Origin of the sequence: Sulfuricurvum kujiense DSM 16994, assembly GCF_000183725.1 — a bacterium.
GTDB lineage: Bacteria > Campylobacterota > Campylobacteria > Campylobacterales > Sulfurimonadaceae > Sulfuricurvum > Sulfuricurvum kujiense.
On the sequence record NC_014762.1, the window covers coordinates 506065 to 525769 of the forward strand.

Here is a 19705-nt window from a genome sequence, read left to right on the forward strand (position 1 = left end):
TTGCGTCTGCATCGGTAGCAGATTTACTGTTCTCGCAGTAAATACGAAATAAGTCCCAAAGCTATTACAAGAGCAGGAACTTTTTTCTCATTCATCCTTATTGTCGGTGATACATCGCTGTACACGGTTGAAAGTATAATAAAGAGTCCGTGAAGTTAGTGTGAACTTTTATTCCACGAAACTTTAAACTCGCTCCCTTCTGCGGTTTCTGAACGGACGGCAATTTTTAACTGGTATTTTTGCGTGATCATCTGAACGATATTGAGTCCGATACCGAAACCTCCGTTGGCTTCATCAAAACGGGTATAGCGTTGAAAAATGTGCTCAATGACCTCTTTGGAGATACCGATTCCGGTATCGCGAATACTCAGAGATTGTGGTTCCAGCGTGATGTATATCTCGCCGGAGGGTTTATTGTACTTGATCGCATTTGAGAGGAGATTGTCGATCAGACGAATCATATGTTCCCTGTCAATTCGAAATGCCGCGGCTTTCAGGTCGGTTCGGATCGTGATTTTTTTTGCCTCGGCGATCGGATTGAAATACTCGATACGCTCTTGAAGAAGCGCTTTGATATCGAGGTCGATGTTATGCTGTTTGCTCTGATCATGCATCAGCAAAAAGGTGAGGTCGTTGTAGAGATTGGAGATCGTCTTTGATGCGAGGGAAATTCTCTCAACGTGTTTGCGTTGTTTGGGGAGAAGCTCTTCTTTATGGAGTTGCTCAACAGACATCGTGATGACGGAGAGGGGAGTATTGAGTTCATGAGTGGTGTCTCTGATAAAGCGATCGAGTTTATGGATGGTATCACGAACGGGATGCAGGAAAAGTTTCCCCAGAACATAGATGACAACCGATAGAAAGAGGATCGAAAAAATCAAAAAAAGATAGATGCTTTTTCGGGTTTGTTCGAGCTGCGGCTCGATAGAGTCAGCCCGGACAAGAAGATAACGGACTTTTTTAAGATGTTGAAGTTCAATGGTATCGGTAAAAAAGTAGTGATGATCGTACTTATAAAAACCGAGGTGAAACGGAAATACTACCTCGGGCGCCGATGTGTAGAGAATCTTTTTTTTGTGACTTAAAAGTACGACTTCAAAGCGCGGATCGCGGCTGAGATGTTTTTGGAGTTCATCCATATTTTTCGCATCGAAAATATGATCCTGAAGTGTTCCGGCATAGTATGACATGGCGTCGCGTCGGAGTTCGATATACATATTTCGCTGGTAATAATAATACATCGTTGATATAATTAATAGAAAAATGGTGTTCAATACGACAAAAAGCGATACGAAGCGGATCAGCGATTTTTTTTCAGGCGAGTGCAATCTGGTACCCTTGTCCCCGTATATTTATAATTCTCTCTTTCCCCAGATGTTTGCGAAGATTTTTAATATGGGTTCGCAGACTCTCTTCGCTTCCGTCTTCGTCAAAATCCCACGCCGATTCGATCAGAACTTTGGAACTGACGATTGAGCCCGGATGACAGAGGAGGATTTTTAAAATCTTCGCCTCTTTGCGTGGAAGGGTGATCTCGTCTTCATCGTTCGTAAGCCGTCCCAGCTTCGGATCAAAAACGATGGTTTCACTGATTGCTATCGGAGTATCTTCGCCGAGGATCGATGAGCGTTTGATGAGGGCTCGTATCCGCAGTTCGAGCTCTTTGAGTTCGAACGGTTTTTTGAGATAATCGTCGCACCCGGCATCGTATGCGTTTGATAGATCATCGATGGTGTTGAGGGAGGTTATGAAGATAGCAGGGGCTTTTCTCTCTTTATCCCGAAGTTCTCGCAGGACATCAAATCCGTTGAGTAGGGGGACTTTAACGTCGAATAAAAACAGATCGAACGCGATTTCGTATCCAAAATCCAGAGCGCTCTCCCCGTTATACGCGCATGTGACGGAATATCCCTGATCGCTTAGATACTCTTCGATGATCGATGAGAGGGTAAAGTCGTCTTCCAGCAATAAAATCCGAAGCGCTGTAGAGGAGATCGGTTTTGGCATGCTTTCTCTTTTGGATGTTTGGATGTATTATAGAGCAGAAGAATTAATAGAGTTTGCCGAAGTGATCAAGATAGGTCAGGTAGAGTCTTAATTCGAATTCGAGCTGATGATAGTGCGGCTCGATATGGGTACATAGGGAGTAAAATGCTTTATTGTGCTCTTTCTCTTTCAGATGGGCGAGTTCATGGGTAACGATCATCCGAAGAAACGGCTCGGGAACTTTCTTGAACAGATGGGAAATTCGAATCTCGTTTTTTGCTTTGAGCTTTCCCCCCTGTACCCGTGAGACGAACGTATGGGTACCCAGTGCGGAGTGCAAATCGCGTATTTTGGTATCAAACAGCACTTTGGAGATGGGTGAGGAGCTTCGTAAATGGGTGTTTTTGATCTCCATCACATAGTCAAAGAGACTTTTGTCGCTGACGTAGGGATGAGGTTCGGGATATTTGTGCAAAAGCCGATCTCCGAGCGTATCGGTATCGATCAGCTCTTGTACCTGAGAGCGTATCTCCCGTGTGTAGTGGGCTAAATATTTAAGTGTTTGCATACGCTGAAAGCTTTAGCTCTTGTTTTCAATTTGGTCATTCAAGTGGATTATATGCCCGCGATCATCATGGTAAACCGTAACCAATTGACTATCAATACACTTCTGCAGTTCTGCATTGTCGATACGAAAATAATTGGAATAATCGTACGAAGTATAGAGTAGATGCTCGCTTGGTGCTCTGTGCCTATTGAGCCGTGATAAGACAAACAAGATGACAGGGGTCAGGATGAGCATATACAGAGCATTTTCAAACGTCACGCTGCTGACATTTTCGAAAATCCAATCGGATATCGTATCGGGTGCTTCTTTGAGGGTAATGATTTTATACAATACGATCAGTAAAGGTTTCCATAAATAGATAAAGCCCAGCCACAGAGCGATGGTCATCGCATCCCAAAACCATCTTTTTCGTCTCGGCATTTCATGGCGTTTGTTAATAATAAGTGTTTCCATACGATATTACCCTTTCTTCTTCGGCAACTTTTGATGGACACCGCGGTCAGGACTAACCCATCGTGCACGCCCTTTTTTACCGAACAGTACTTTTGGAAACGCCGTTACGGCCGTGAACAAATTGAGCAGCCAGAAAGCGAACGGATACCAGATCATCCAGTAATAATTTTTCCCCATCCCTTCGTCATAATGCCCATCCAGCCATCGGCTGATCGCAAACTGTATCAAACACGCACCGATGAGAATCACGCTGCTTTGATCGGGTAAAATAGGCGAACTCGACGGCATCAAATACGAAATGTGGACAAAGAGGCTTAAAAACCAGACCAAAAAGACCAGAACCATCGTGTAGGCCCAGATCGTACTGAGCATAAGCTCCGTCATAAGTCCCCAAAGATGGGTTTGCTTGTGGGAAAACAAAACCTTGAAGTTCTTCAGCATAACCTGAACGCCCCCCATAGCCCAGCGCAAGCGCTGTTTCCATAGCCCTCTTAAGGTCTCCGGCATCAAAATCCAGACCAGTGCCCGAGGCTCAAAACGGACGTCCCAGCCGTTTCGCTGCAGCTTCCAGGTAACATCGATATCTTCGGTGAGCATATCGGGACTCCAATACCCGATCTCATGCACCGCTGCTTTCCGAAAGCCGGTAATAACTCCCGAGACGGTAAATAACCGGCCGAAACTGCGCTGTGCCCGCTTGATCATCCCGACGATGGAAGAGAACTCGCCGACTTGAATCTTGCCCAACAAACTGGTGCGGTTGCGTATTCTCGGATTTCCCGTTACGGCGGCGACTTCGGGATAGCGGATAAAATGTTTGACCATCCAGTGGACACAATGTTTATCGATCAACGCATCGCCGTCGATACATATCAGATATTCATGTTTTGCCAACAGCGCTCCGGCTTGCAGCCCCAGTGCTTTTCCCTGATTTTCGGCCAGATTGACCACTTTCAGTTTCGGATTCTCTTTGGCCAGAGCGACCAATATATCCAGCGTATTATCCTTGCTTCCGTCGTTGATGGCGATCACCTCGAACTCCGGATAATCGACATTCAAAGCATACGAGATGGTTTCGACGGCATTTTCCCCTTCATTATAGCACGGGATCAAAATACTCACCCCCGGCCAGCGTTCGTTGGCTCTAAGGGGAGGAATTTTGTATTTAAGATACGGTTTTTCATTTTTAAAATAGAAAAAGATTGCCCCGATTATCCACAAACTGGACATAAACAGCGGATAATAGAACACATAGCCCAGCATTATGTGCCATAGCGAATGCCAAAATATATCGAATGTCATTCTGAATCCTTCTTATTTGTTCGGCATGGTATTGTTTAGGGTCGTTTGATGCATATAGGTCGGTTTTTTCGCGAACGCTTGTCTCATCGTATCGGCATCGGGAATATTTTTAAATACGCTGTCGGGATAATAGGCCAGATGATGTACTCCCAATCCGTACAGATGTTGTATTGTATCATTCAATTCCTCAGAAGAAATCGGTGCATCGTTTTTTCTCCAATTTACCGTTTGAAGCTCCATCACGGTACGCTCTACTCCGCACTCTTCTCTTTTTACCCGTTCGACGATTTTTTCGTAAAAGGCTTTTGGATCAGGTGCCTGTTCCATATACGGCATCGCCATAATAGCGGTGTAGTCGTATTTGTCGATTGACTCGGCCAGCCCTTGGGCATACCACTCTTCGGCGTATTCGTTCAGGGCGACTTGAGCATAGAGATTGCGTGCCGTTTTAAGTCCGGGGTGCTCTTCCCGTACGATTTGTGCCAATTTCATCGCAAACTGATCCAAAAAGTCCGTTTTGAGATTTGTCCACTTCTCGAATTGGCCGCTATCCGATCTGATCTGCGTCACGCTTTGTGCCAGCCCCCATTTTTTATACTGTCTGCGTGCAAACGGACTGTCGTCTTCATAGTCGGAGAGGGTGACATCGTCATGAAACAATATTCCGTCGATTCGGGGCGATTTTGCCAAGTCTTCGTAAATCTCTTGGATCACTTTTTGTGCTTTGGGTGAAAACGGGGAGAGTCTCGGATACCCCATATTCAGATGGGTCGGATCGACCTGCAGCGTTACGACGGTATCGTTGGCCGCCGGATTGTTTTTCGGCAGCTGCCACGCCATCATCGGCATCCATGCATAGATGCGTTTGACCTGCGTACGGGTTGCAATCTGCCATGCTACGCGGTTAAACAGATCCGAGCGCATCGGTACGTTTCGGTTCGGGAAATAGACATAGTCTGCCGCACCGTTGGCATCGGGATCGGCAAATGCCTGCAGGTAGACCGTGTTGACCCCCAGCTTCTTGATCCGATCCAGCAAATCCCCCAGATTACGTTCCGTCTGTGCAGGATCGGGATCGTACATATAGTCCAGATCGATATGGGCCGCTTTGGTCACTCTGTCGTTATCGGTGCGATTTGCATTGCGTGACCACATGTCTTGTTCCAACATTTTTAACGTCATGTTTTTTTCGATCAATATCCGTCGAAGTCCCCACAGCGGGGTGATGGCGGTATTGCTTCCATCATCGAGTGTCAGCCCGATCGGCATGCCCAGGCGCTCTACGATCTGCCGAACCTCTTTGTTGTAGTAGCCGTACGGCCAAACCATGATGCGGGGCTTTTGTCCCGTATAGTTCTCTAAAAACGTGTTATTTGTCGCCAAGTCGTTGTATATGCGCTCTTTATAGCTTTTTTCGTCTTCATACCGTTGTTTGTCACTCAGCCATTGGCGTGTGATGACGGCGGGCTGCATGTTCCCTTGCGGATTTCCGACGATCCCTTTGTGCAAAGAGTAGGTATGGCTGGCGATCTCCACCAATCCGCTTTGTACCATCTCTTTTATCTCTTTTTGGCTCAGGAACTTGCCGCGGGCTATTTTGTGCCCGTCGAAATCAACGCTCTCTTTGGCCTCCATCCAACTGCCGACCAATGCGATGACCACCGGAATCTTATGTTTTTTAATGACGGGGAAAGCGTTGGTATAGACCGACTGGTACCCGTCGTCAAACGTCATCAAAACCGCTTTTTTCGGTAAAGGTTTTTTCCCTTTCCGGTACTTTAAAATATCATCGATACTGATAAAGCGGTACCCGCTTTTCATCAGCCAATTCACCTGCTCTTCAAAATGTTCCGGCGTGACCGCATAGCTTGAATCGAGGGTTTCGCTTTTTTCGGAAATTTCGTGATAGCTCAGGACGGTAAATTCGTTCGGGTTCTGATCGCGACTGCAGATATTCGGGATCTCATTTGCCATTAGGCAGCTGCCAATACTTAAGAATGCAAAAATAAATTTGACGATTGGTTTACGCATGAATCAGAGCACTTTGTATTAAATTTTAATCTGAAATTATACAGCAGAACCCCTTTATAGCTGCTATCGGTACACAGTAAATTTGTATGTTTTTGCTAACTTACGGGAGCTTTTGCTATCTTTATAGTATAGTTTCATTAAATTATAGATCAACGGAACAAAACCTCGTTCGGATGCGTTTGCCTCTGCCGAGTCAGAACATAATGCAAAGGTTCGGGATGGAACACCAGAAGATTGATGAACTTGTAGCTCGTATCAAAGTACTCGAAGCGGAACTGGAGAGTGAACTGCAGCAGGAGTATGAGCGCTTTACCTGCGAGATCACGAAAAAACGCGATGAGATTCTGGCCTCTTATCGAAAAGAGCGGCAGGGTGCATGGCGCTATCTCTTTACCGCTCCGATTCTCAATCTCCTCAGTGCCCCCGTCATCTGGTCGGTTCTGTTTCCGGCGTTGATTCTGGACGGTTTCGTCACGATCTATCAGTGGATCTGCTTTCCGATCTACAAAATCTCGAAAGTCAAACGGCAGGATTACATCATCATCGACCGTCACCGTCTTGCTTATCTCAATAGCATCGAAAAACTCAACTGCCTCTATTGCAGCTATTTCAACGGCCTCATGGGATACATCACCGAGGTCGCCGGCCGAACTGAGCAGTACTGGTGCCCGATACGCCACGCCACACGGGTTAAATCGATGCACGGCAATTATAAAAAATTCTTCGATTACGGCGACAGCGAGAACTTCCGTCAAAGACTCGCTGAGCTTCGAGAGGATCTAAGAGAGGAGAAAGAGTGAAGATAGCGTTTATCGGAGATATCGTCGGACGTCCGGGACGGAGCATGATCAAAGAGCATTTGAAGAGGCTTCGACGCGAACACGGGATCGATTTTGTCATCGCCAACTACGAAAATGCCTCCCATGGCTTCGGAGTGACGATGAAAAATGCCCATGAGCTGCTGGGGATGGGGATCGACTGTATGAGCGGCGGGAACCACACGTGGGACAAAAAAGAGGTCGAACCGCTGCTCGAATCCCTCCCGATGCTCCGCCCCCACAACTACCCCGAGGGGGTTAAGGGGACAGGGTGTAAAATCTTCGACGTGGCGGGGGAGAAACTCGCCGTGCTCAACATCATGGGGCATTACGGGATGCCGTATGTCGATAATGCATTCCGATGCGCCCGCGACACGGTAGCACAGCTCAAAAGCGAGGGAATCCATCATATCTTCCTCGATTTCCATGCCGAAGCCTCCAGTGAGAAGCGCGGTATGCTGATGCTCCTTTCGGGGGAAGTGAGCGGCATTATCGGAACCCATACTCATGTGGGGAGCGACGATTTCCAGATCGTCGGCGGGACGGCGTATCTGAGCGATATCGGTCTCAGCGGATGCCGCGACAACGTCATCGGAATGGATGCCAAAGTACCGCTGGATCGTTTTTTGACGGGGGTTGCGGGACGGTTCGAAGTCCCTGAGAAATGCCGAAAGATTCTCCAAATCGCCGTGATGAACCTCGAAGGGGGGAAATGCAACGACGCCTTCAAACTCAAAATCTTCGATGACGGCAGAGTGATTCGCACCGATGCGTGGGTAGAGGAATAAGCGGTGGAACTGCAGGACTCATGGGAGCTTTTCAGCGCACTTGAAAAACTGAAGCTTTTAGAGAACTCTCCGCCGTTGTGGTGGCCTGCCTATGGAACCTTTGAGGTCGTCGTCGGGGCGGTGCTGACTCAAAACACCCAATGGGAGCGGGTTCAAATCTCTCTGGACAATCTCCGAAATTCTGAGATTTTAGCCCCCGATCTCCTCGCACAAACACATCCCGAAACCCTTATGGAGCTGATCCGTCCGAGCGGGCTGTTCAAAGCGAAAGCGTCCAATCTCATCCGTCTTTCACGCAATATGATGGAGGAGTTCGGCGATTTCGAGACCTTTGCGCTGAGTACCGACCGCAACTGGCTGTTAAGCCAAAAAGGGGTCGGTCCCGAGACGGCGGATTCGATCCTCTGCTACGCCTGCGCCCGTCCTTCTATGGTCGTCGATGCCTACACCGCGCGGCTGTTAAACGCGTTCGGATATGAGTTCGAGAGTTATGATGAGCTGCAGGAGTGGTGTGAAACGGGGGTGAGAGGATATTTCGACACCGTTCAGCTTCCCGCCGCTTTTGCGCGGTTTCATGGGATGATTGTGGAGTATGTGAAGAGCAATAGTAAGGGGAAAGCGGTAAATATCGAGCGGATCAGCTCGACCATTTAACCTGCGGTTCGACGTGGCGGATGGCACAGTCAGTGAGATATGAATTCATCAGCGTTTGATACGGCAATCCCGTTTTGAGGGCGAGCTGTTTGAAATACTCGATGGTATCGACTTCGATATTGAGCGAAATCTGTTTTTTTGCCGCTTTGGCATAAGGGTTTTGGACGGATTGTGAAAAATCGTATTCTTCTCTCATGGTAATAGCTCCTTGTATTGGCGTTCTTCGTTTTTGGTTGATCGTCGGGCGGATATGATCCGTATTATTCTCTCTTGATCTCTGTAGCAATGGACTACCGCTAATATTTTTAACGTATAGCTCATCCCCAACAAGATAAATCGTTCTTCTTGTTCCGAATGGTCGGGATCGGGAATCATACGGGCAAAATCATCATCAAATACCGTTTTGGCTTCTTCAAACGATACGCCGTGTTTGGTGATATTTGACGAAGCTTTTGTATCATCCCATTCAAATTTTAACGATTTCATATAGATACTATAATGATAATATCATGATTTGTCAAGGGTGTGCTGTTTATGGGATGATTGTGGAGTATGTGAAGAGGAATAGTAAGGGGAAAGCGGTAAATATCGAGCGGATCAGCTCGACCATTTAACCTGCGGTTCGACGTCTCAAAAGATACAAATTTGTGAGAATAATATTTATTAACACAATTGTCTATTTTGTTTCATTTAATATGTATGTTCCATAATACAGCTCAAGATTTGCTCCATTAAGATTTGCCCCTTCAATATTTGTTTTATTTAAATTACTGCTTGCAAGATTTGCTCCTTGCAGGTTAGCATTAGAGAGATTTGCTCCTTCAAGATTTGCTCTTTCAAGATTTGCTCCTTCAAAATTTGTTTCTTGCAGGTTAGCATTAGAGAGATTGGCATTTTGAAGGTTTGCATTTTGAAGGTTTGCTTTTTGAAGAGATGCTTCTTCAAGATTAGAATCTGCTAAATTTGCTTTATATAAATTTGCTTTATATAAATTTGCTCTATATAAATTTGCATGTTGAAGAAGAGAATGCGCCATTGCTGAATCTGTTAATATTGAATTATTAAGGTCAGCACGATAAAAATCTTGTACATGTAATATAGCTGATGGTAAATGTATATAATTGAGACAGTCTAAAGCTAAAACATTATCTTCACCTATTCTTTGCTTTCTAAGTGAGTGTAAAAAGTCACCAAACTCTTGTCCTTGACAAGAAATAAGTGATTGTTGTTTTGTGGTGTTGGCACAAGCATTTAATGCTGCTAGTAAACTTTCTTTACTATTGCGAACAGAAGCAACAATTTTTTTATAAGAAATTGCTGATTCAGTAAGAGCAGAAAGCGGAAAATCATTTTGTATAGCATGTGATAGCAGTTTTATTAATGATTGCTGCCATTTTAGAGCTTTTTCATAATCAGCTAGCGATAGTTCATTGACTATAAAATCAAAAACATACTGATCCATCCGTGATGGTCCAGTCCAAGCATACCAATTACTCAATGCTAATGTTTCATCCCAACCTGTACCATATTCTTCTTCATGCCTTGCCATTTCATCATGCATTAATCGAATACTTCTAACAAGTCTTTTGGCGATTAAATATTCACCGAAACTTTTATGAGTGAATTCGAATGTTTGATCAAAAGCATCACCACTATGACGAAAATAAAATGCTGTTAGTAGTTTTACAATACCTTTTTATGCCCCATCGGCAAAGCTTTTTAAAACGGCAGGATTACATTTGTTTTCTATTTGCTGGATAGAGGCTTTTCGTCCGTCACTATGCCATACAGCTAATGAAATATCTTCAAGTGTTTGTTCAAATTGTTTTTTTGAAATTCCTTCAATTGATTTATGTTTTTGTTCATATCCTCGCTCATAGACCCCTTCAAGAAGGTCAGCATAAACGGTATTTAAATTTTGTTCTTTAGTGAAATCGATTTTGCCTCGTTGATAACTTAAAGCTACTAAATAATTTAATAATGGTTGTGAAGTAACATCACGTAGCTTGGATTCATTTAATGCAGTAGGCAATCCAGTGACTTTTTGTCCGTTAAATTGTTGATAGCGATTCCACCATTCTACTCTTTGATCCAATGAGAGTAATTGATCTGAAGTGTATTCTTTAAATTCATTTTTTTCTATGGTATATGGCAATAAGTAAATAATTTGCCCTTCTTTTCTATAATCATCCATTATGGCTTGTATCACAATTTCACGACCACCGATCAATGCAAGTAATTTAGCTGTTTTATGTCCATTGTTATGTTCACTAATTTTTTCTTTGACATGCCGTATGAAATTGATAGCAGTTTCAGCTCCTACTTTGCCTTGCATTGCTAATTCATCAAGTCCATCAAAAATCAATAGTGTTGATTGAATATTGTCAATTTTTAGGGGATTTATTGATAATTTTGCATGCTTTTCAATGAATTCATCAATAGCGTATTCAAAGTCATCTTTGACTTTTAGCCTATGTAGTGGGATTATAATGGTGTTTATTTCACGGTTTGATGCTAGCTCAGCAGCATACATCCGGGCAAAAGATGATTTTCCACTTCCAGGCCCACCACTGATAATTCGTATAGCATCTTTTGAGTCTTTTTTTCTAAGCCAAATAGATAATTCTTCTTTTAACCAAAAAGCTTTTCGTAGTTGCTTCCTTAAAGAACCTTTTTCGATATAAGTTATTGTGTAAGCGCGAGGCCAAATAAACATATCTTTTAAACTGAACGCTTCATGGAACATACCATGTACTACATCAAGCTGTAAAGCTGAACAATAGCGTTCCCACTCACTTAATTGTGTCGTTGCTTGAGTAAAAGGTGAATTAATTTGAGTTTGCAAACATTTATAATTTTCATGATTACTAATCCACTCTTGATTGAGTGAATATACAAAATACATGGGAAAACGAGATTTGATCGCATGAGCTTTATAATCAGGAATATTGAGATCAATAAGCCAACTTTTTAAGGCTTCTGTGAATGGAATAATGAAATTTAGTGATGCTGGATTTGAAAAGAAATCTTCATCAAGTTCAATTTCAAATGAATCGAGAGAATCACTTATTCTTTTGCAAAAATCTTCAATATCTGATTTACACGTTGAAAACTCATTAAAAATATCTGTATGTTCAGTTGACAGAGTGAAAATTGCATTGGTAAGAGACCTCGTGATTAATAACCATCCTCTTTCTTCACAAGTGTCTTGCAATCCCATTGCTGATAGAGAATCGAGTGCATCTTTGGCAGCATCATCCCATTTTGCATTATAGGCATCGACAGCAGATTTTGTTAGTGAAATAAATAAATTTTTGAACTCAAATTTCAATGGTTTATTTAAAAAATGTACTTGCTTTTTTAATTTGAATTTAGGAGTATTTAGCATCCTGTTTTGTCCTTGTATATTGTCAAACAGCTTTATTAAAATCTATATTTAAAAAATAAAATTAATATTTGTTTGTTTCTAATATAAATTGTATCCAAGATGATTTCAAAATGCAAATTATAAAAACTAGTGAATAGATAATTTATTTAAAACACCTCTTTGACTCGTCCCACTTCCCCGCTCATCAATCTCACTTTGATCCCGTGCGGATGGATGGCAGATTTGGTGAGGATATCGCGGACAATCCCCTCGGTGAGTTTCCCCGTTCTCTGATCCTCTTTGAGGACGATGCTCACCCGTTTCCCCGACATAATGTTTTTGCGTTCTCTGCCGTCCATAATCTTTCCTTGGTCTTAGTGGTGCAATGATAGCGGATAGAACCGCATTTGCATACCCGTAGAGATAACACTCCAAAGGGGAAGCATGACGATCGATGTCAATCTATGCGACGCAGATGAGGATTTTTTCGATAATCTGGATGATATTATGGAAGATTCGATGGTGCAGATGTTTTTCATCCATCCGACCACTCCCCGAGAGATCACCGAAGCAAAAAAGATCGCGGGCGAATACGGGAGCATCTTTTACTCTCTGCCGCTTCATTTGAGCGATCAAGCCGATGAAAACTGCATCGCCTATTCGGTAGTGGATGAGCAAGACCGCGCATTGCTTCCGACAACACAGAAGCCTCTCGTAATTGACGAATCGTATCTGAATGAGACGCTAAGATCGTTGTTAGCTGATTGTCGAGGCGTTATTCTGAACGCGACACACGAAAACAGCGAGTTGCCGAACTTTTTACTCGCATTGGGGGCGGGTACTATCGGAGCATTTGACACCGAGTCTCTCAATAAACTGAGTATGGATCGCCTCGTACTGCAAAGCACCTATCCCACTCACGGGTTTGAGGAGATAGCGGGGGCGGTAAAGGTGATTTCCGATGCGATGCTCAGACCTGAACAGAGCATCATTGCCCGTGCGACGAAAAGTTCGTTGGAACTGTTCGGATTTCGTAAAAGCTGATTTAGAGTTTTTCCAGCAGAGCGACCAATTCGTCGAGCGTTTTGATCCGATGGGTCGCTTTGGTAAAATCGTGGCTTTCGGTAAAGCGGTTGTGGACGATGACACACTCGATCCCCGCATCCACCGCAGAGCGAAGGCCCCGTTCGGAATCTTCGACGATGATTGTCTCGTGTTTCTCACCCCCCAGACGCTCCAGTCCCAGGAGATAGGGGTCGGGGTAGGGCTTGGCACGGGGGTATTCGCCGCTGCAGAGGACGAAATCCATATAGTCGGTTATTCCGCGCGCGGCATGGATGAGTTCGAAATCGCATCGCAGCGCCGAGGTGACGATCCCCATGCGGTAGCGCTCGGAGAGTTGCTCAAGTACTTCCCGCACGCCCGGGATGGCGATCTCTTCGGTGCGGAGATAGTGCTGATAGAGTTCGTTTCGCTTTGCGCGCCATCGGTCGGTGACGCTGATCGGCACCCCCGTCTCTTCGGCGATCAGAAAGGCGCTCTCTCCCGCGATCATGATGTCGCGGTAGCGCTCGGGGGTGAGGGTGTAGCCGTGTGACGCTAACACTTCGGCGCTGGCGGTATAGTACCAGTGTTCGGTATCGACGAGGACGCCGTCGTTGTCAAAAAGGATATGCTTTTTCATAGCGCAATGATATCCAATGATAAACCTATTGTGAACGGCAAACGGGCTATAATTCGCAACTATTTAAAAATTTAGGAGAAAATATGACCCGTTCGGTACTGGTGAGCCTAATGGCAATTTTGATGTTGAGCGGATGTACCGCCAAAGAGTTCGGTGACGGTGTCAACGACGGCCTCAATGACGTCAAACGTGTTATCCGCGGAACCAATAACTAATTTAGCACGCTAATACTTCGATAACGTCCGTCCCTTTCGGTACGAGACACAAAAAACTGTACGTTTCGTCTCCGAGTGTCTCATAGCTGTGAGGAACCCCTGCGGGGATGAGCAGTACATCTCCCGCCCCAGCTTCAATCGTCTTATCCCCGATCGTTACTTTTGCCCGTCCGCCGAGGACATACTGTTCATGTTCGACCGTATTGGTGTGCAGCGGCATATGTCCGCCCGCTTCGATCGTAAAGTTGCGCATCGCAAAGTGGGGAGATTCATCGGGTGAGAGGAGCATTTTCATAGCCACCCCTTTGCCCGCTTTTTGGGGAGCCGCTTCAATAGTGTCGATTTTTTTGTGCAGAAACATAGAGTGCCTCGTTATGGTAAATTACGAAAGAGTAGCACAGGGGAGTTAAAAATTTCTAACGTTTGTAGCGTAAAAGCTGCCCTTTAAAGGGGAGGGTAAGATAGTGGGTATCGAGAGGTTTGCTCTGGGTATGGGAAAAATCGAGACTCACCATTCTTTTGCTGAAATTGGCGTGGTTGCCGCGGCCCGGATCGACGATGATCACTTCGCACTCCTGCGCGGTGTGGCGGTCGATGAATCCCGCCAACAGATGGATATGATCACGCTCGTAGAGAAGATCGCTTCCGATGATGAGGTCGAATTTGCCCAGAGCATCGTCCAAATCTCCCCATCCGGTTCGGATAAACGGGATGTGCTCGTCGTTGTTAATTCGGACGTTCTCATCCATAAAGCACTCCGCCTCGGGGTGGTAATCGGTTGCGGTGATGTCGGCGGATCGGTGGTTGAGGACGAGACTGGCCAACCCTATCCCGCACCCCACCTCTAAAATCCGTTTCCCCTCGATATCAAAATCGCTCATCAGATGGGCGAGAATCTTGCTCGAATCCCAGATCACTCCGAACAGCGGCCACGAGGCTGAGGATATCCCGAGCTTTTCGGCCCTGCCGTCGGTGTCAAAGTACTGCTGTGTGTCTCGGAGGGTTCGGACGTGGATATCCGTATTCGTAAATTCGAGGGTCTGGTAGCGAAATCGTATGGATTCGGACATAAGGACCTTCGCTTATGCGCGAAGGTTTAACCATGAAGGGGGATTGTCGAAACGGAGTTCACTTTCGTGCCAGTCGGTTTTTTCGCTGCTGCGGGCGTGAAGCTGTCCGCCGATCAGGGTGTATTGGAGTCCCGTAATGGTGCTGGTAAGTTTTTTACCCTCTTTTAATGCGCTTAAAACGGCTTCTTTGCTTTCCATAGTGGTCCTTGTAAATCGGCTTGGAAAAACACCTAATAGTGTCTTAGTAAAATGATTTGTGGAAAAAATGGAATCTTCCGCATAAATGCGGAAAGCTTTAGGGGATTGCAAAGGACAAAATTGTCCTTGCCATCTAAATGGGCTTAGCTCATTTAGATGTGTCACACAAGTATAAGTTACAGTGCAGTAACGTTTTCTGCTTGTGGGCCTTTTTCGCCTTGACCTACAGTGTAAGTTACTTTTTGACCTTCGTCAAGAGAAACACGGCCGTAACCAGTGCTGTTGATTTGACGGAAATGTACGAATACATCTTTACCGCCGTTATCTTGTTGGATAAATCCAAAACCTTTTTCGCTGTTGAACCATTTAACGGTTCCGTTTAGTACGTCTGCCATAGTAAACCCTTTGTGTTAAAAATACACCTTTTTCAAGGTGGCCGAAAATATAAAGTGGAGTATTCTAAGGTAGATCGTACTGTTAACTAAAAGGTCTTCAATAAAAAGCAAACCAAAGATGAAACTCTAAATCATCTTTCTTAACGGCAAGTATAGCTGAAAAAAACCTTAATAGCAAGGTTTTTCTTAAATTCTTTTTAAACTTTCGATTGGACGGTGATTTTGGTCGCTTCGAACAATTCAGCCGCCTTTTGGATCATCGGTTCTTTGAGGACGTCGCCGCCGTCAAACTCTTTGACACTGCTCTCGTCGCACTGACTGACGCAGCTTCCGACGCCGATTTCGGCCTCCTCGATCATAGAGTCGTTCTCGGCAACCGTTTCTTCTTCGGCAGGGGCTTCGGTGAATGAGGGCTCTTCGATAACGGGAGCGGGAGAGAGTTCTTCCGCGCTCTTTGTACACCCTTGCGATTTGATCTGGGTTGTGACCCCGTAGATTTCACGGACAAACTGGCGGATGATGCCGAAACTGTTTTTGAGCAGCTCTTTATCTTCTCCTTCGGCACAGCTTTCCCAGGTCAGGATACTCTCTTCATACGAAAGGAACGTAACGTTGTTTTTAAAACATGCGCCCAGCTCCGCACTTCGGTCACTGATCAGGGCGCACAATTGTTCGAATTGCGATTTTACAGGCATAGGAGCCGGTGTAACACGGATACTCGGCGTTTCGGCGGCGGCTTCGCTGTGTATCGGTGAAGCCGTTGCTTTGGCCGGAGTATGAGAGACGCGTGATTCGAGCGATTCGATCATCTCGTCGATCTCTTTGATCTTGAGCGCTTCGATCATTTTAAAGAGGACGAGACTCACGACAAACCCGCCGTCGGCATTGATCGCAAAAAGGGTTTTGGCATCGCTGAGGATTCTAAAAAACCGCTCGATGACGAGCGGGCTGAAACGGTGATCCCCCTCATACAATCGCTCTTTGAGATAAGCGATCAGCTCGTCGATCACCATCTCCGATTCGTACGCTTCGAGCTCTTGAAGCATAGAGATGAGGCTAGAGCGGTCTTTGGCAAAAATAGCGTCAAAGAGTCGGCTGATGTAGTCGGGATCCAAAAGCCCCAGCATATCGGCAACCGTTTTGACGTCGACGAACCCTTTGGAATAGATGATCGCCTGATCGAGGAGGGTGAGGGTGTCGCGCAAAGACCCCGAACCGCTGCGGGCGAGAATATCCAACGCTTCGGCTTGATACTCGATATTCTCCAGATGGAGGATATGGCTCAGATGGTGGACGATGTTGGGGTGGCTGATCCGTTTGAACCGGAAATGCTGCGTTCGGCTCAGAATCGTCGGAGGGAGCTTCAGCGGATCGGTCGTCGCGAGGATGAACTTGACGTATTCGGGCGGCTCTTCAAGGGTTTTAAGGAGGGCATTATGCGCCTCTTTGGTCAGCATATGGACTTCGTCGATGATAAAGATTTTAACGTTCGCGCTGGCGGGGCGGTATTTGGTGTGTTCGATCAGATCGCGGATATCGTCGATTTTGCGGCTGGAAGCGGCGTCCATCTCGATGATGTCGATATGGCGCCCCTCGTTTGCCATGACACAGTGGCTGCACACGTCGCACGGCGCCGAAGTCGGGCCGTTTTCACAGATAAGCGATTTGGCAAAAATACGGGCGGTCGAGGTTTTACCCGAACCGCGAAGTCCGGAAAAAAGATATGCGTGAGAGAGGCGTTTGGAATCAAGGGCGAGAGAAAGGGTCTGGGAAATACTCTCCTGTCCGATCAGTTCTTCGAAACGTCGAGGACGGTATTTAAGTGCGAGTACTTCGGATGTGCCCAATTGAGACCTCTTTAATTTATTTTACGCACTTTTAAAAGTGCGCATAAATACCACTAAAACGGATGTATTCGTTTTAGTGCATAACATCATATATGTTACTTTACCGTGGTTACGATAAATTTTAGATTACAGTGCCAGCCACTCTTTGGCGACGCGGCGAAGCCCTTCGGGATTTTCGGAAGCGAAAAACTTGAGATTCGTAGTATCAAAGCGTTTTGTGAAGTCGTAATGGCTCTCCAGATATTCGACGATTGCTTCACCCGAGTGAATCAGGGTGCTTTTTCCTTCGAAATAGGTATCGATCGCACGGGCTACGAGGGGGAAATGGGTACATCCGAGGATGATCGCGTCGGGAGTTTTTTCCAAATCGCGGAAATAGTGGTGCAGCGCACTTTGGAGTACTTCCCCCTCATACAGCCCCTCTTCGACGATAGGGACGAGGAGGCTTGTCGCAATAGCACTGAGGTTTCGGTAGCCGAGGGAGCGAAGCCCTTTTTCGTAGGCTCCCGATTTGACGGTTGCTTTGGTCCCGAGGATGAGGATATTGGCGTCATTCGAGGGGATCGCATTTTTAAGGGCCAATACCCCCGGATCGACAACCCCGATAACGTCGCAGTGGCTGTGTTCTCTCATCTCATCAAGAGCATAGGCGCTGACGGTGTTGCACGCGGTGATGAGCAAGTCGATTTCAAAGTTTTTGAAAAATTCGAGGGCTTCGAGAGAGTATCGGATGATCGTGTTTTGATCTTTGACCCCGTAAGGGACGCGGGCGGTATCCCCGAAGTAGATGATCTCTTCGAAGAGTTTATGTTCCAAAAGCGATTTGACGACGCTTAAACCCCCGACACCGCTGTCAAAGACCCCGACTCTCATCTTATTTGGTCGACTCGTTCATGCTGTCAAGGAATTCGATATTGGACTTGCTTTTGAGCATGGTGTTGTAGAGGAAGCGGAGCGCTTCGACTTCGTCCTCTTGTTTATGCAGCATCGAGCGAAGGACAAATACTTTTTGCAATACATCCGGTCCGAGGAGAAGCTCTTCTTTACGGGTTCCCGATTTGAGGATATCGATAGCCGGGAAGATACGGCGATCGGAGATTTTACGGCTGAGGACTATCTCGGAGTTACCGGTCCCTTTGAACTCTTCGAAAATAACCTCGTCCATACGGCTTCCCGTCTCGACGAGGGCGGTTGCGATGATCGTCAAACTTCCGCCGTTTTCGATGTTACGCGCCGCACCGAAGAACCGTTTCGGTTTGTGGAGTGCATTCGCATCAACCCCTCCCGAGAGAACTTTTCCCGAACTCGGCGTTACGGTATTGTACGCACGTGCGAGACGGGTGATTGAGTCAAGGAGGATCACGACGTCTTTGCCGAGCTCGACGCGCCGTTTTGCCCGTTCGATGACCATTTCGGCGACTTTGACGTGATTTTTTGCCGGTTCGTCAAATGTCGAGCTGTAAACTTCACCTTTGACGGAGCGCTCCATGTCGGTAACCTCTTCGGGGCGTTCGTCGACGAGGAGAACCATCAGTTCGATTTCGGGGTGGTTGTTGGTGATACCGTGGGCGATCTCTTTCATCAACTCCGTTTTACCCGATCTAGGAGGTGCGACGATCAGTCCGCGCTGCCCTTTACCGATAGGGGCAAACAAATCCATCATCCGTCCGGTGAGTTTCGTCGGCTGGTATTCGAGTTTGATCTGCTCCAGCGCATAAAGCGGAGTAAGATTTTCGAATAAAGGACGTTTTTTCGACTCTTCGGGAGGGAGGTAGTTGATCGCTTCGACTTTGAGGAGGGCGTAGTAGCGCTCCTGATCTTTCGGTGCGCGTACCTGACCCGTAACGATATCCCCGTTACGAAGTGCGAAACGGCGGATTTGGGTGCTGGAAACGTACGCATCGTGCATCGAGTCGCTGAAAGACTGATCAACGGCACGCAAGAAGCCGTAGCCGTCTTGCATAATCTCCAAAATTCCCGTAAAGAGGATGAATCCCCCTTGCTGAACCTGTGTTTTGAGAATTTCAAAAATCAAATCCTGACGTTTGAGTTCGTTAGGATCTTCAATACTTAACGAGGTGGCAATCTCAAGGAGATCTTCAAGCTTTTTGGTACGGAGTGCTTCAATCGTAAAGCCGTCAACCGGTATATGGGTTCGGTTTTTCGAGTTGTTTCGAGGAGTTTTTGCGGTATCGCTCATGCGTGGAATGCCTTAAAGTGTAGTGGATTTAATCGGCGAGTTTTAGGTGAGATGTCATCGACAGGTCATTGTTTTATTGCGACATTATAAACTATAGCGAAGCGGGTTGTCAAGAATATAAATTTTCCA

At 46.0% G+C, this 19705-nt stretch carries 24 protein-coding genes; 5 read left to right on the top strand and 19 right to left on the bottom strand.

Going from position 1 to position 19705, the window contains the following annotated elements; genetic code table 11:
- Positions 1-155 precede the first annotated feature (155 nt).
- The 6 genes from SULKU_RS14200 to pgaB are packed head-to-tail and all read right to left on the bottom strand — an operon-like array spanning position 156 to position 6283.
- Positions 156-1328: a sensor histidine kinase gene (locus SULKU_RS14200; protein WP_013459388.1), complete on the bottom strand. Its 1173-nt coding sequence runs from the start codon at positions 1326-1328 to the stop codon at positions 156-158.
- Positions 1315-2007, bottom strand: a complete 693-nt coding sequence (locus tag SULKU_RS02665; protein WP_013459389.1) for a response regulator transcription factor — start codon at positions 2005-2007, stop codon at positions 1315-1317. Before SULKU_RS02665 ends, SULKU_RS14200 begins: the two co-directional genes overlap by 14 nt.
- Positions 2008-2050: 43 nt before the next feature.
- Positions 2051-2554, bottom strand: a complete 504-nt coding sequence (locus SULKU_RS02670; protein ID WP_013459390.1) for a YgjP-like metallopeptidase domain-containing protein — start codon at positions 2552-2554, stop codon at positions 2051-2053.
- 12 nt (positions 2555-2566) lie between these two features.
- On the bottom strand, positions 2567-3007 hold the full coding sequence (gene pgaD, locus SULKU_RS14685; protein WP_013459391.1) for a poly-beta-1,6-N-acetyl-D-glucosamine biosynthesis protein PgaD: 441 nt from the start codon (positions 3005-3007) through the stop codon (positions 2567-2569).
- Between the two features lie 6 nt (positions 3008-3013).
- Positions 3014-4309 carry a poly-beta-1,6-N-acetyl-D-glucosamine synthase gene (gene pgaC, locus SULKU_RS02680; RefSeq protein WP_013459392.1) on the bottom strand — a complete coding sequence of 432 codons (1296 nt, stop codon included), beginning with the start codon at positions 4307-4309 and terminating at the stop codon, positions 3014-3016.
- A gap of 12 nt (positions 4310-4321) precedes the next feature.
- Positions 4322-6283, bottom strand: coding sequence for a poly-beta-1,6-N-acetyl-D-glucosamine N-deacetylase PgaB (gene pgaB / locus SULKU_RS02685; protein ID WP_245535159.1), 1962 nt, complete (start codon positions 6281-6283; stop codon positions 4322-4324).
- 275 nt (positions 6284-6558) lie between these two features.
- Here pgaB and SULKU_RS02690 point away from each other — a divergent pair, with 275 nt between their 5' ends.
- From SULKU_RS02690 to SULKU_RS02700, 3 genes are read left to right on the top strand one after another with little or no spacing between them, the layout of a single operon-like run.
- Positions 6559-7140 (top strand): hypothetical protein, encoded by a 582-nt coding sequence (locus tag SULKU_RS02690; protein WP_013459394.1) that lies wholly within the window; start codon positions 6559-6561, stop codon positions 7138-7140.
- Positions 7137-7946 (top strand): TIGR00282 family metallophosphoesterase, encoded by an 810-nt coding sequence (locus SULKU_RS02695; RefSeq protein WP_013459395.1) that lies wholly within the window; start codon positions 7137-7139, stop codon positions 7944-7946. Before SULKU_RS02690 ends, SULKU_RS02695 begins: the two co-directional genes overlap by 4 nt.
- A gap of 3 nt (positions 7947-7949) precedes the next feature.
- A complete protein-coding gene (locus SULKU_RS02700; RefSeq protein WP_013459396.1) occupies positions 7950-8600 on the top strand; it encodes a 3-methyladenine DNA glycosylase in 651 nt (216 codons plus the stop codon).
- Here SULKU_RS02700 and SULKU_RS02705 read toward each other — a convergent pair.
- The 5 genes from SULKU_RS02705 to SULKU_RS02725 all read right to left on the bottom strand — a co-directional run bounded on the left by SULKU_RS02705 (position 8584) and on the right by SULKU_RS02725 (position 12326).
- Positions 8584-8796: a BrnA antitoxin family protein gene (locus SULKU_RS02705; protein ID WP_013459397.1), complete on the bottom strand. Its 213-nt coding sequence runs from the start codon at positions 8794-8796 to the stop codon at positions 8584-8586. The genes SULKU_RS02700 and SULKU_RS02705 overlap by 17 nt on opposite strands.
- On the bottom strand, positions 8793-9086 hold the full coding sequence (locus SULKU_RS02710) for a BrnT family toxin (protein WP_013459398.1): 294 nt from the start codon (positions 9084-9086) through the stop codon (positions 8793-8795). Before SULKU_RS02710 ends, SULKU_RS02705 begins: the two co-directional genes overlap by 4 nt.
- A gap of 190 nt (positions 9087-9276) precedes the next feature.
- A complete protein-coding gene (locus tag SULKU_RS14205; protein WP_049766953.1) occupies positions 9277-10161 on the bottom strand; it encodes a pentapeptide repeat-containing protein in 885 nt (294 codons plus the stop codon).
- 135 nt (positions 10162-10296) lie between these two features.
- Positions 10297-11988 (bottom strand): NACHT domain-containing protein, encoded by a 1692-nt coding sequence (locus SULKU_RS02720; RefSeq protein ID WP_041666722.1) that lies wholly within the window; start codon positions 11986-11988, stop codon positions 10297-10299.
- Positions 11989-12134: 146 nt separating this feature from the next.
- On the bottom strand, positions 12135-12326 hold the full coding sequence (locus SULKU_RS02725; protein WP_013459399.1) for a YwbE family protein: 192 nt from the start codon (positions 12324-12326) through the stop codon (positions 12135-12137).
- A gap of 85 nt (positions 12327-12411) precedes the next feature.
- Here SULKU_RS02725 and SULKU_RS02730 point away from each other — a divergent pair, with 85 nt between their 5' ends.
- Positions 12412-13011, top strand: a complete 600-nt coding sequence (locus SULKU_RS02730) for a hypothetical protein (RefSeq protein ID WP_013459400.1) — start codon at positions 12412-12414, stop codon at positions 13009-13011.
- A gap of 1 nt (position 13012) precedes the next feature.
- Here SULKU_RS02730 and SULKU_RS02735 read toward each other — a convergent pair whose 3' ends face one another.
- Positions 13013-13651, bottom strand: coding sequence for an HAD family hydrolase (locus SULKU_RS02735; RefSeq protein WP_013459401.1), 639 nt, complete (start codon positions 13649-13651; stop codon positions 13013-13015).
- 83 nt (positions 13652-13734) lie between these two features.
- Between SULKU_RS02735 and SULKU_RS15260 the strand changes: the two genes are divergently transcribed.
- Positions 13735-13866: a hypothetical protein gene (locus SULKU_RS15260; protein ID WP_013459402.1), complete on the top strand. Its 132-nt coding sequence runs from the start codon at positions 13735-13737 to the stop codon at positions 13864-13866.
- 1 nt (position 13867) lies between these two features.
- Here SULKU_RS15260 and SULKU_RS02740 read toward each other — a convergent pair whose 3' ends face one another.
- From SULKU_RS02740 to rho, 7 genes are all read right to left on the bottom strand, one after another.
- Positions 13868-14227 carry a cupin domain-containing protein gene (locus SULKU_RS02740; RefSeq protein ID WP_013459403.1) on the bottom strand — a complete coding sequence of 120 codons (360 nt, stop codon included), beginning with the start codon at positions 14225-14227 and terminating at the stop codon, positions 13868-13870.
- 55 nt (positions 14228-14282) lie between these two features.
- Positions 14283-14936, bottom strand: coding sequence for a class I SAM-dependent methyltransferase (locus SULKU_RS02745; protein ID WP_013459404.1), 654 nt, complete (start codon positions 14934-14936; stop codon positions 14283-14285).
- 12 nt (positions 14937-14948) lie between these two features.
- Positions 14949-15134, bottom strand: coding sequence for a hypothetical protein (locus SULKU_RS02750; protein ID WP_013459405.1), 186 nt, complete (start codon positions 15132-15134; stop codon positions 14949-14951).
- A 176-nt stretch (positions 15135-15310) separates the two neighbouring features.
- On the bottom strand, positions 15311-15529 hold the full coding sequence (locus SULKU_RS02755) for a cold-shock protein (protein WP_013459406.1): 219 nt from the start codon (positions 15527-15529) through the stop codon (positions 15311-15313).
- A 197-nt stretch (positions 15530-15726) separates the two neighbouring features.
- Positions 15727-17376 carry a DNA polymerase III subunit gamma/tau gene (locus SULKU_RS02760; RefSeq protein ID WP_013459407.1) on the bottom strand — a complete coding sequence of 550 codons (1650 nt, stop codon included), beginning with the start codon at positions 17374-17376 and terminating at the stop codon, positions 15727-15729.
- A 126-nt stretch (positions 17377-17502) separates the two neighbouring features.
- Positions 17503-18249: a glutamate racemase gene (murI, locus tag SULKU_RS02765; RefSeq protein ID WP_013459408.1), complete on the bottom strand. Its 747-nt coding sequence runs from the start codon at positions 18247-18249 to the stop codon at positions 17503-17505.
- A gap of 1 nt (position 18250) precedes the next feature.
- The gene (gene rho / locus SULKU_RS02770; protein WP_013459409.1) at positions 18251-19576 is read right to left on the bottom strand and encodes a transcription termination factor Rho; all 1326 of its coding nucleotides are present in this window, start codon (positions 19574-19576) and stop codon (positions 18251-18253) included.
- Between the last annotated feature and the right edge of the window lie 129 nt (positions 19577-19705).

What these genes read in the sequence shown, in the direction of transcription:
- SULKU_RS02665 (WP_013459389.1), bottom strand. Translation starts at nt 2,007, where the DNA reads ATGCCAAAACCGATCTCCTCTACAGCGCTTCGGATTTTATTGCTGGAA.
- SULKU_RS02670 (WP_013459390.1), bottom strand. Translation starts at nt 2,554, where the DNA reads ATGCAAACACTTAAATATTTAGCCCACTACACACGGGAGATACGCTCT.
- pgaD (WP_013459391.1), bottom strand. Translation starts at nt 3,007, where the DNA reads ATGGAAACACTTATTATTAACAAACGCCATGAAATGCCGAGACGAAAA.
- pgaC (WP_013459392.1), bottom strand. Translation starts at nt 4,309, where the DNA reads ATGACATTCGATATATTTTGGCATTCGCTATGGCACATAATGCTGGGC.
- pgaB (WP_245535159.1), bottom strand. Translation starts at nt 6,283, where the DNA reads ATGGCAAATGAGATCCCGAATATCTGCAGTCGCGATCAGAACCCGAAC.
- SULKU_RS02690 (WP_013459394.1), top strand. Translation starts at nt 6,559, where the DNA reads ATGGAACACCAGAAGATTGATGAACTTGTAGCTCGTATCAAAGTACTC.
- SULKU_RS02705 (WP_013459397.1), bottom strand. Translation starts at nt 8,796, where the DNA reads ATGAGAGAAGAATACGATTTTTCACAATCCGTCCAAAACCCTTATGCC.
- SULKU_RS02710 (WP_013459398.1), bottom strand. Translation starts at nt 9,086, where the DNA reads ATGAAATCGTTAAAATTTGAATGGGATGATACAAAAGCTTCGTCAAAT.
- SULKU_RS14205 (WP_049766953.1), bottom strand. Translation starts at nt 10,161, where the DNA reads ATGCATGATGAAATGGCAAGGCATGAAGAAGAATATGGTACAGGTTGG.
- SULKU_RS02720 (WP_041666722.1), bottom strand. Translation starts at nt 11,988, where the DNA reads ATGCTAAATACTCCTAAATTCAAATTAAAAAAGCAAGTACATTTTTTA.
- SULKU_RS02725 (WP_013459399.1), bottom strand. Translation starts at nt 12,326, where the DNA reads ATGGACGGCAGAGAACGCAAAAACATTATGTCGGGGAAACGGGTGAGC.
- SULKU_RS02730 (WP_013459400.1), top strand. Translation starts at nt 12,412, where the DNA reads ATGACGATCGATGTCAATCTATGCGACGCAGATGAGGATTTTTTCGAT.
- SULKU_RS02735 (WP_013459401.1), bottom strand. Translation starts at nt 13,651, where the DNA reads ATGAAAAAGCATATCCTTTTTGACAACGACGGCGTCCTCGTCGATACC.
- SULKU_RS15260 (WP_013459402.1), top strand. Translation starts at nt 13,735, where the DNA reads ATGACCCGTTCGGTACTGGTGAGCCTAATGGCAATTTTGATGTTGAGC.
- SULKU_RS02740 (WP_013459403.1), bottom strand. Translation starts at nt 14,227, where the DNA reads ATGTTTCTGCACAAAAAAATCGACACTATTGAAGCGGCTCCCCAAAAA.
- SULKU_RS02745 (WP_013459404.1), bottom strand. Translation starts at nt 14,936, where the DNA reads ATGTCCGAATCCATACGATTTCGCTACCAGACCCTCGAATTTACGAAT.
- SULKU_RS02750 (WP_013459405.1), bottom strand. Translation starts at nt 15,134, where the DNA reads ATGGAAAGCAAAGAAGCCGTTTTAAGCGCATTAAAAGAGGGTAAAAAA.
- SULKU_RS02755 (WP_013459406.1), bottom strand. Translation starts at nt 15,529, where the DNA reads ATGGCAGACGTACTAAACGGAACCGTTAAATGGTTCAACAGCGAAAAA.
- murI (WP_013459408.1), bottom strand. Translation starts at nt 18,249, where the DNA reads ATGAGAGTCGGGGTCTTTGACAGCGGTGTCGGGGGTTTAAGCGTCGTC.
- rho (WP_013459409.1), bottom strand. Translation starts at nt 19,576, where the DNA reads ATGAGCGATACCGCAAAAACTCCTCGAAACAACTCGAAAAACCGAACC.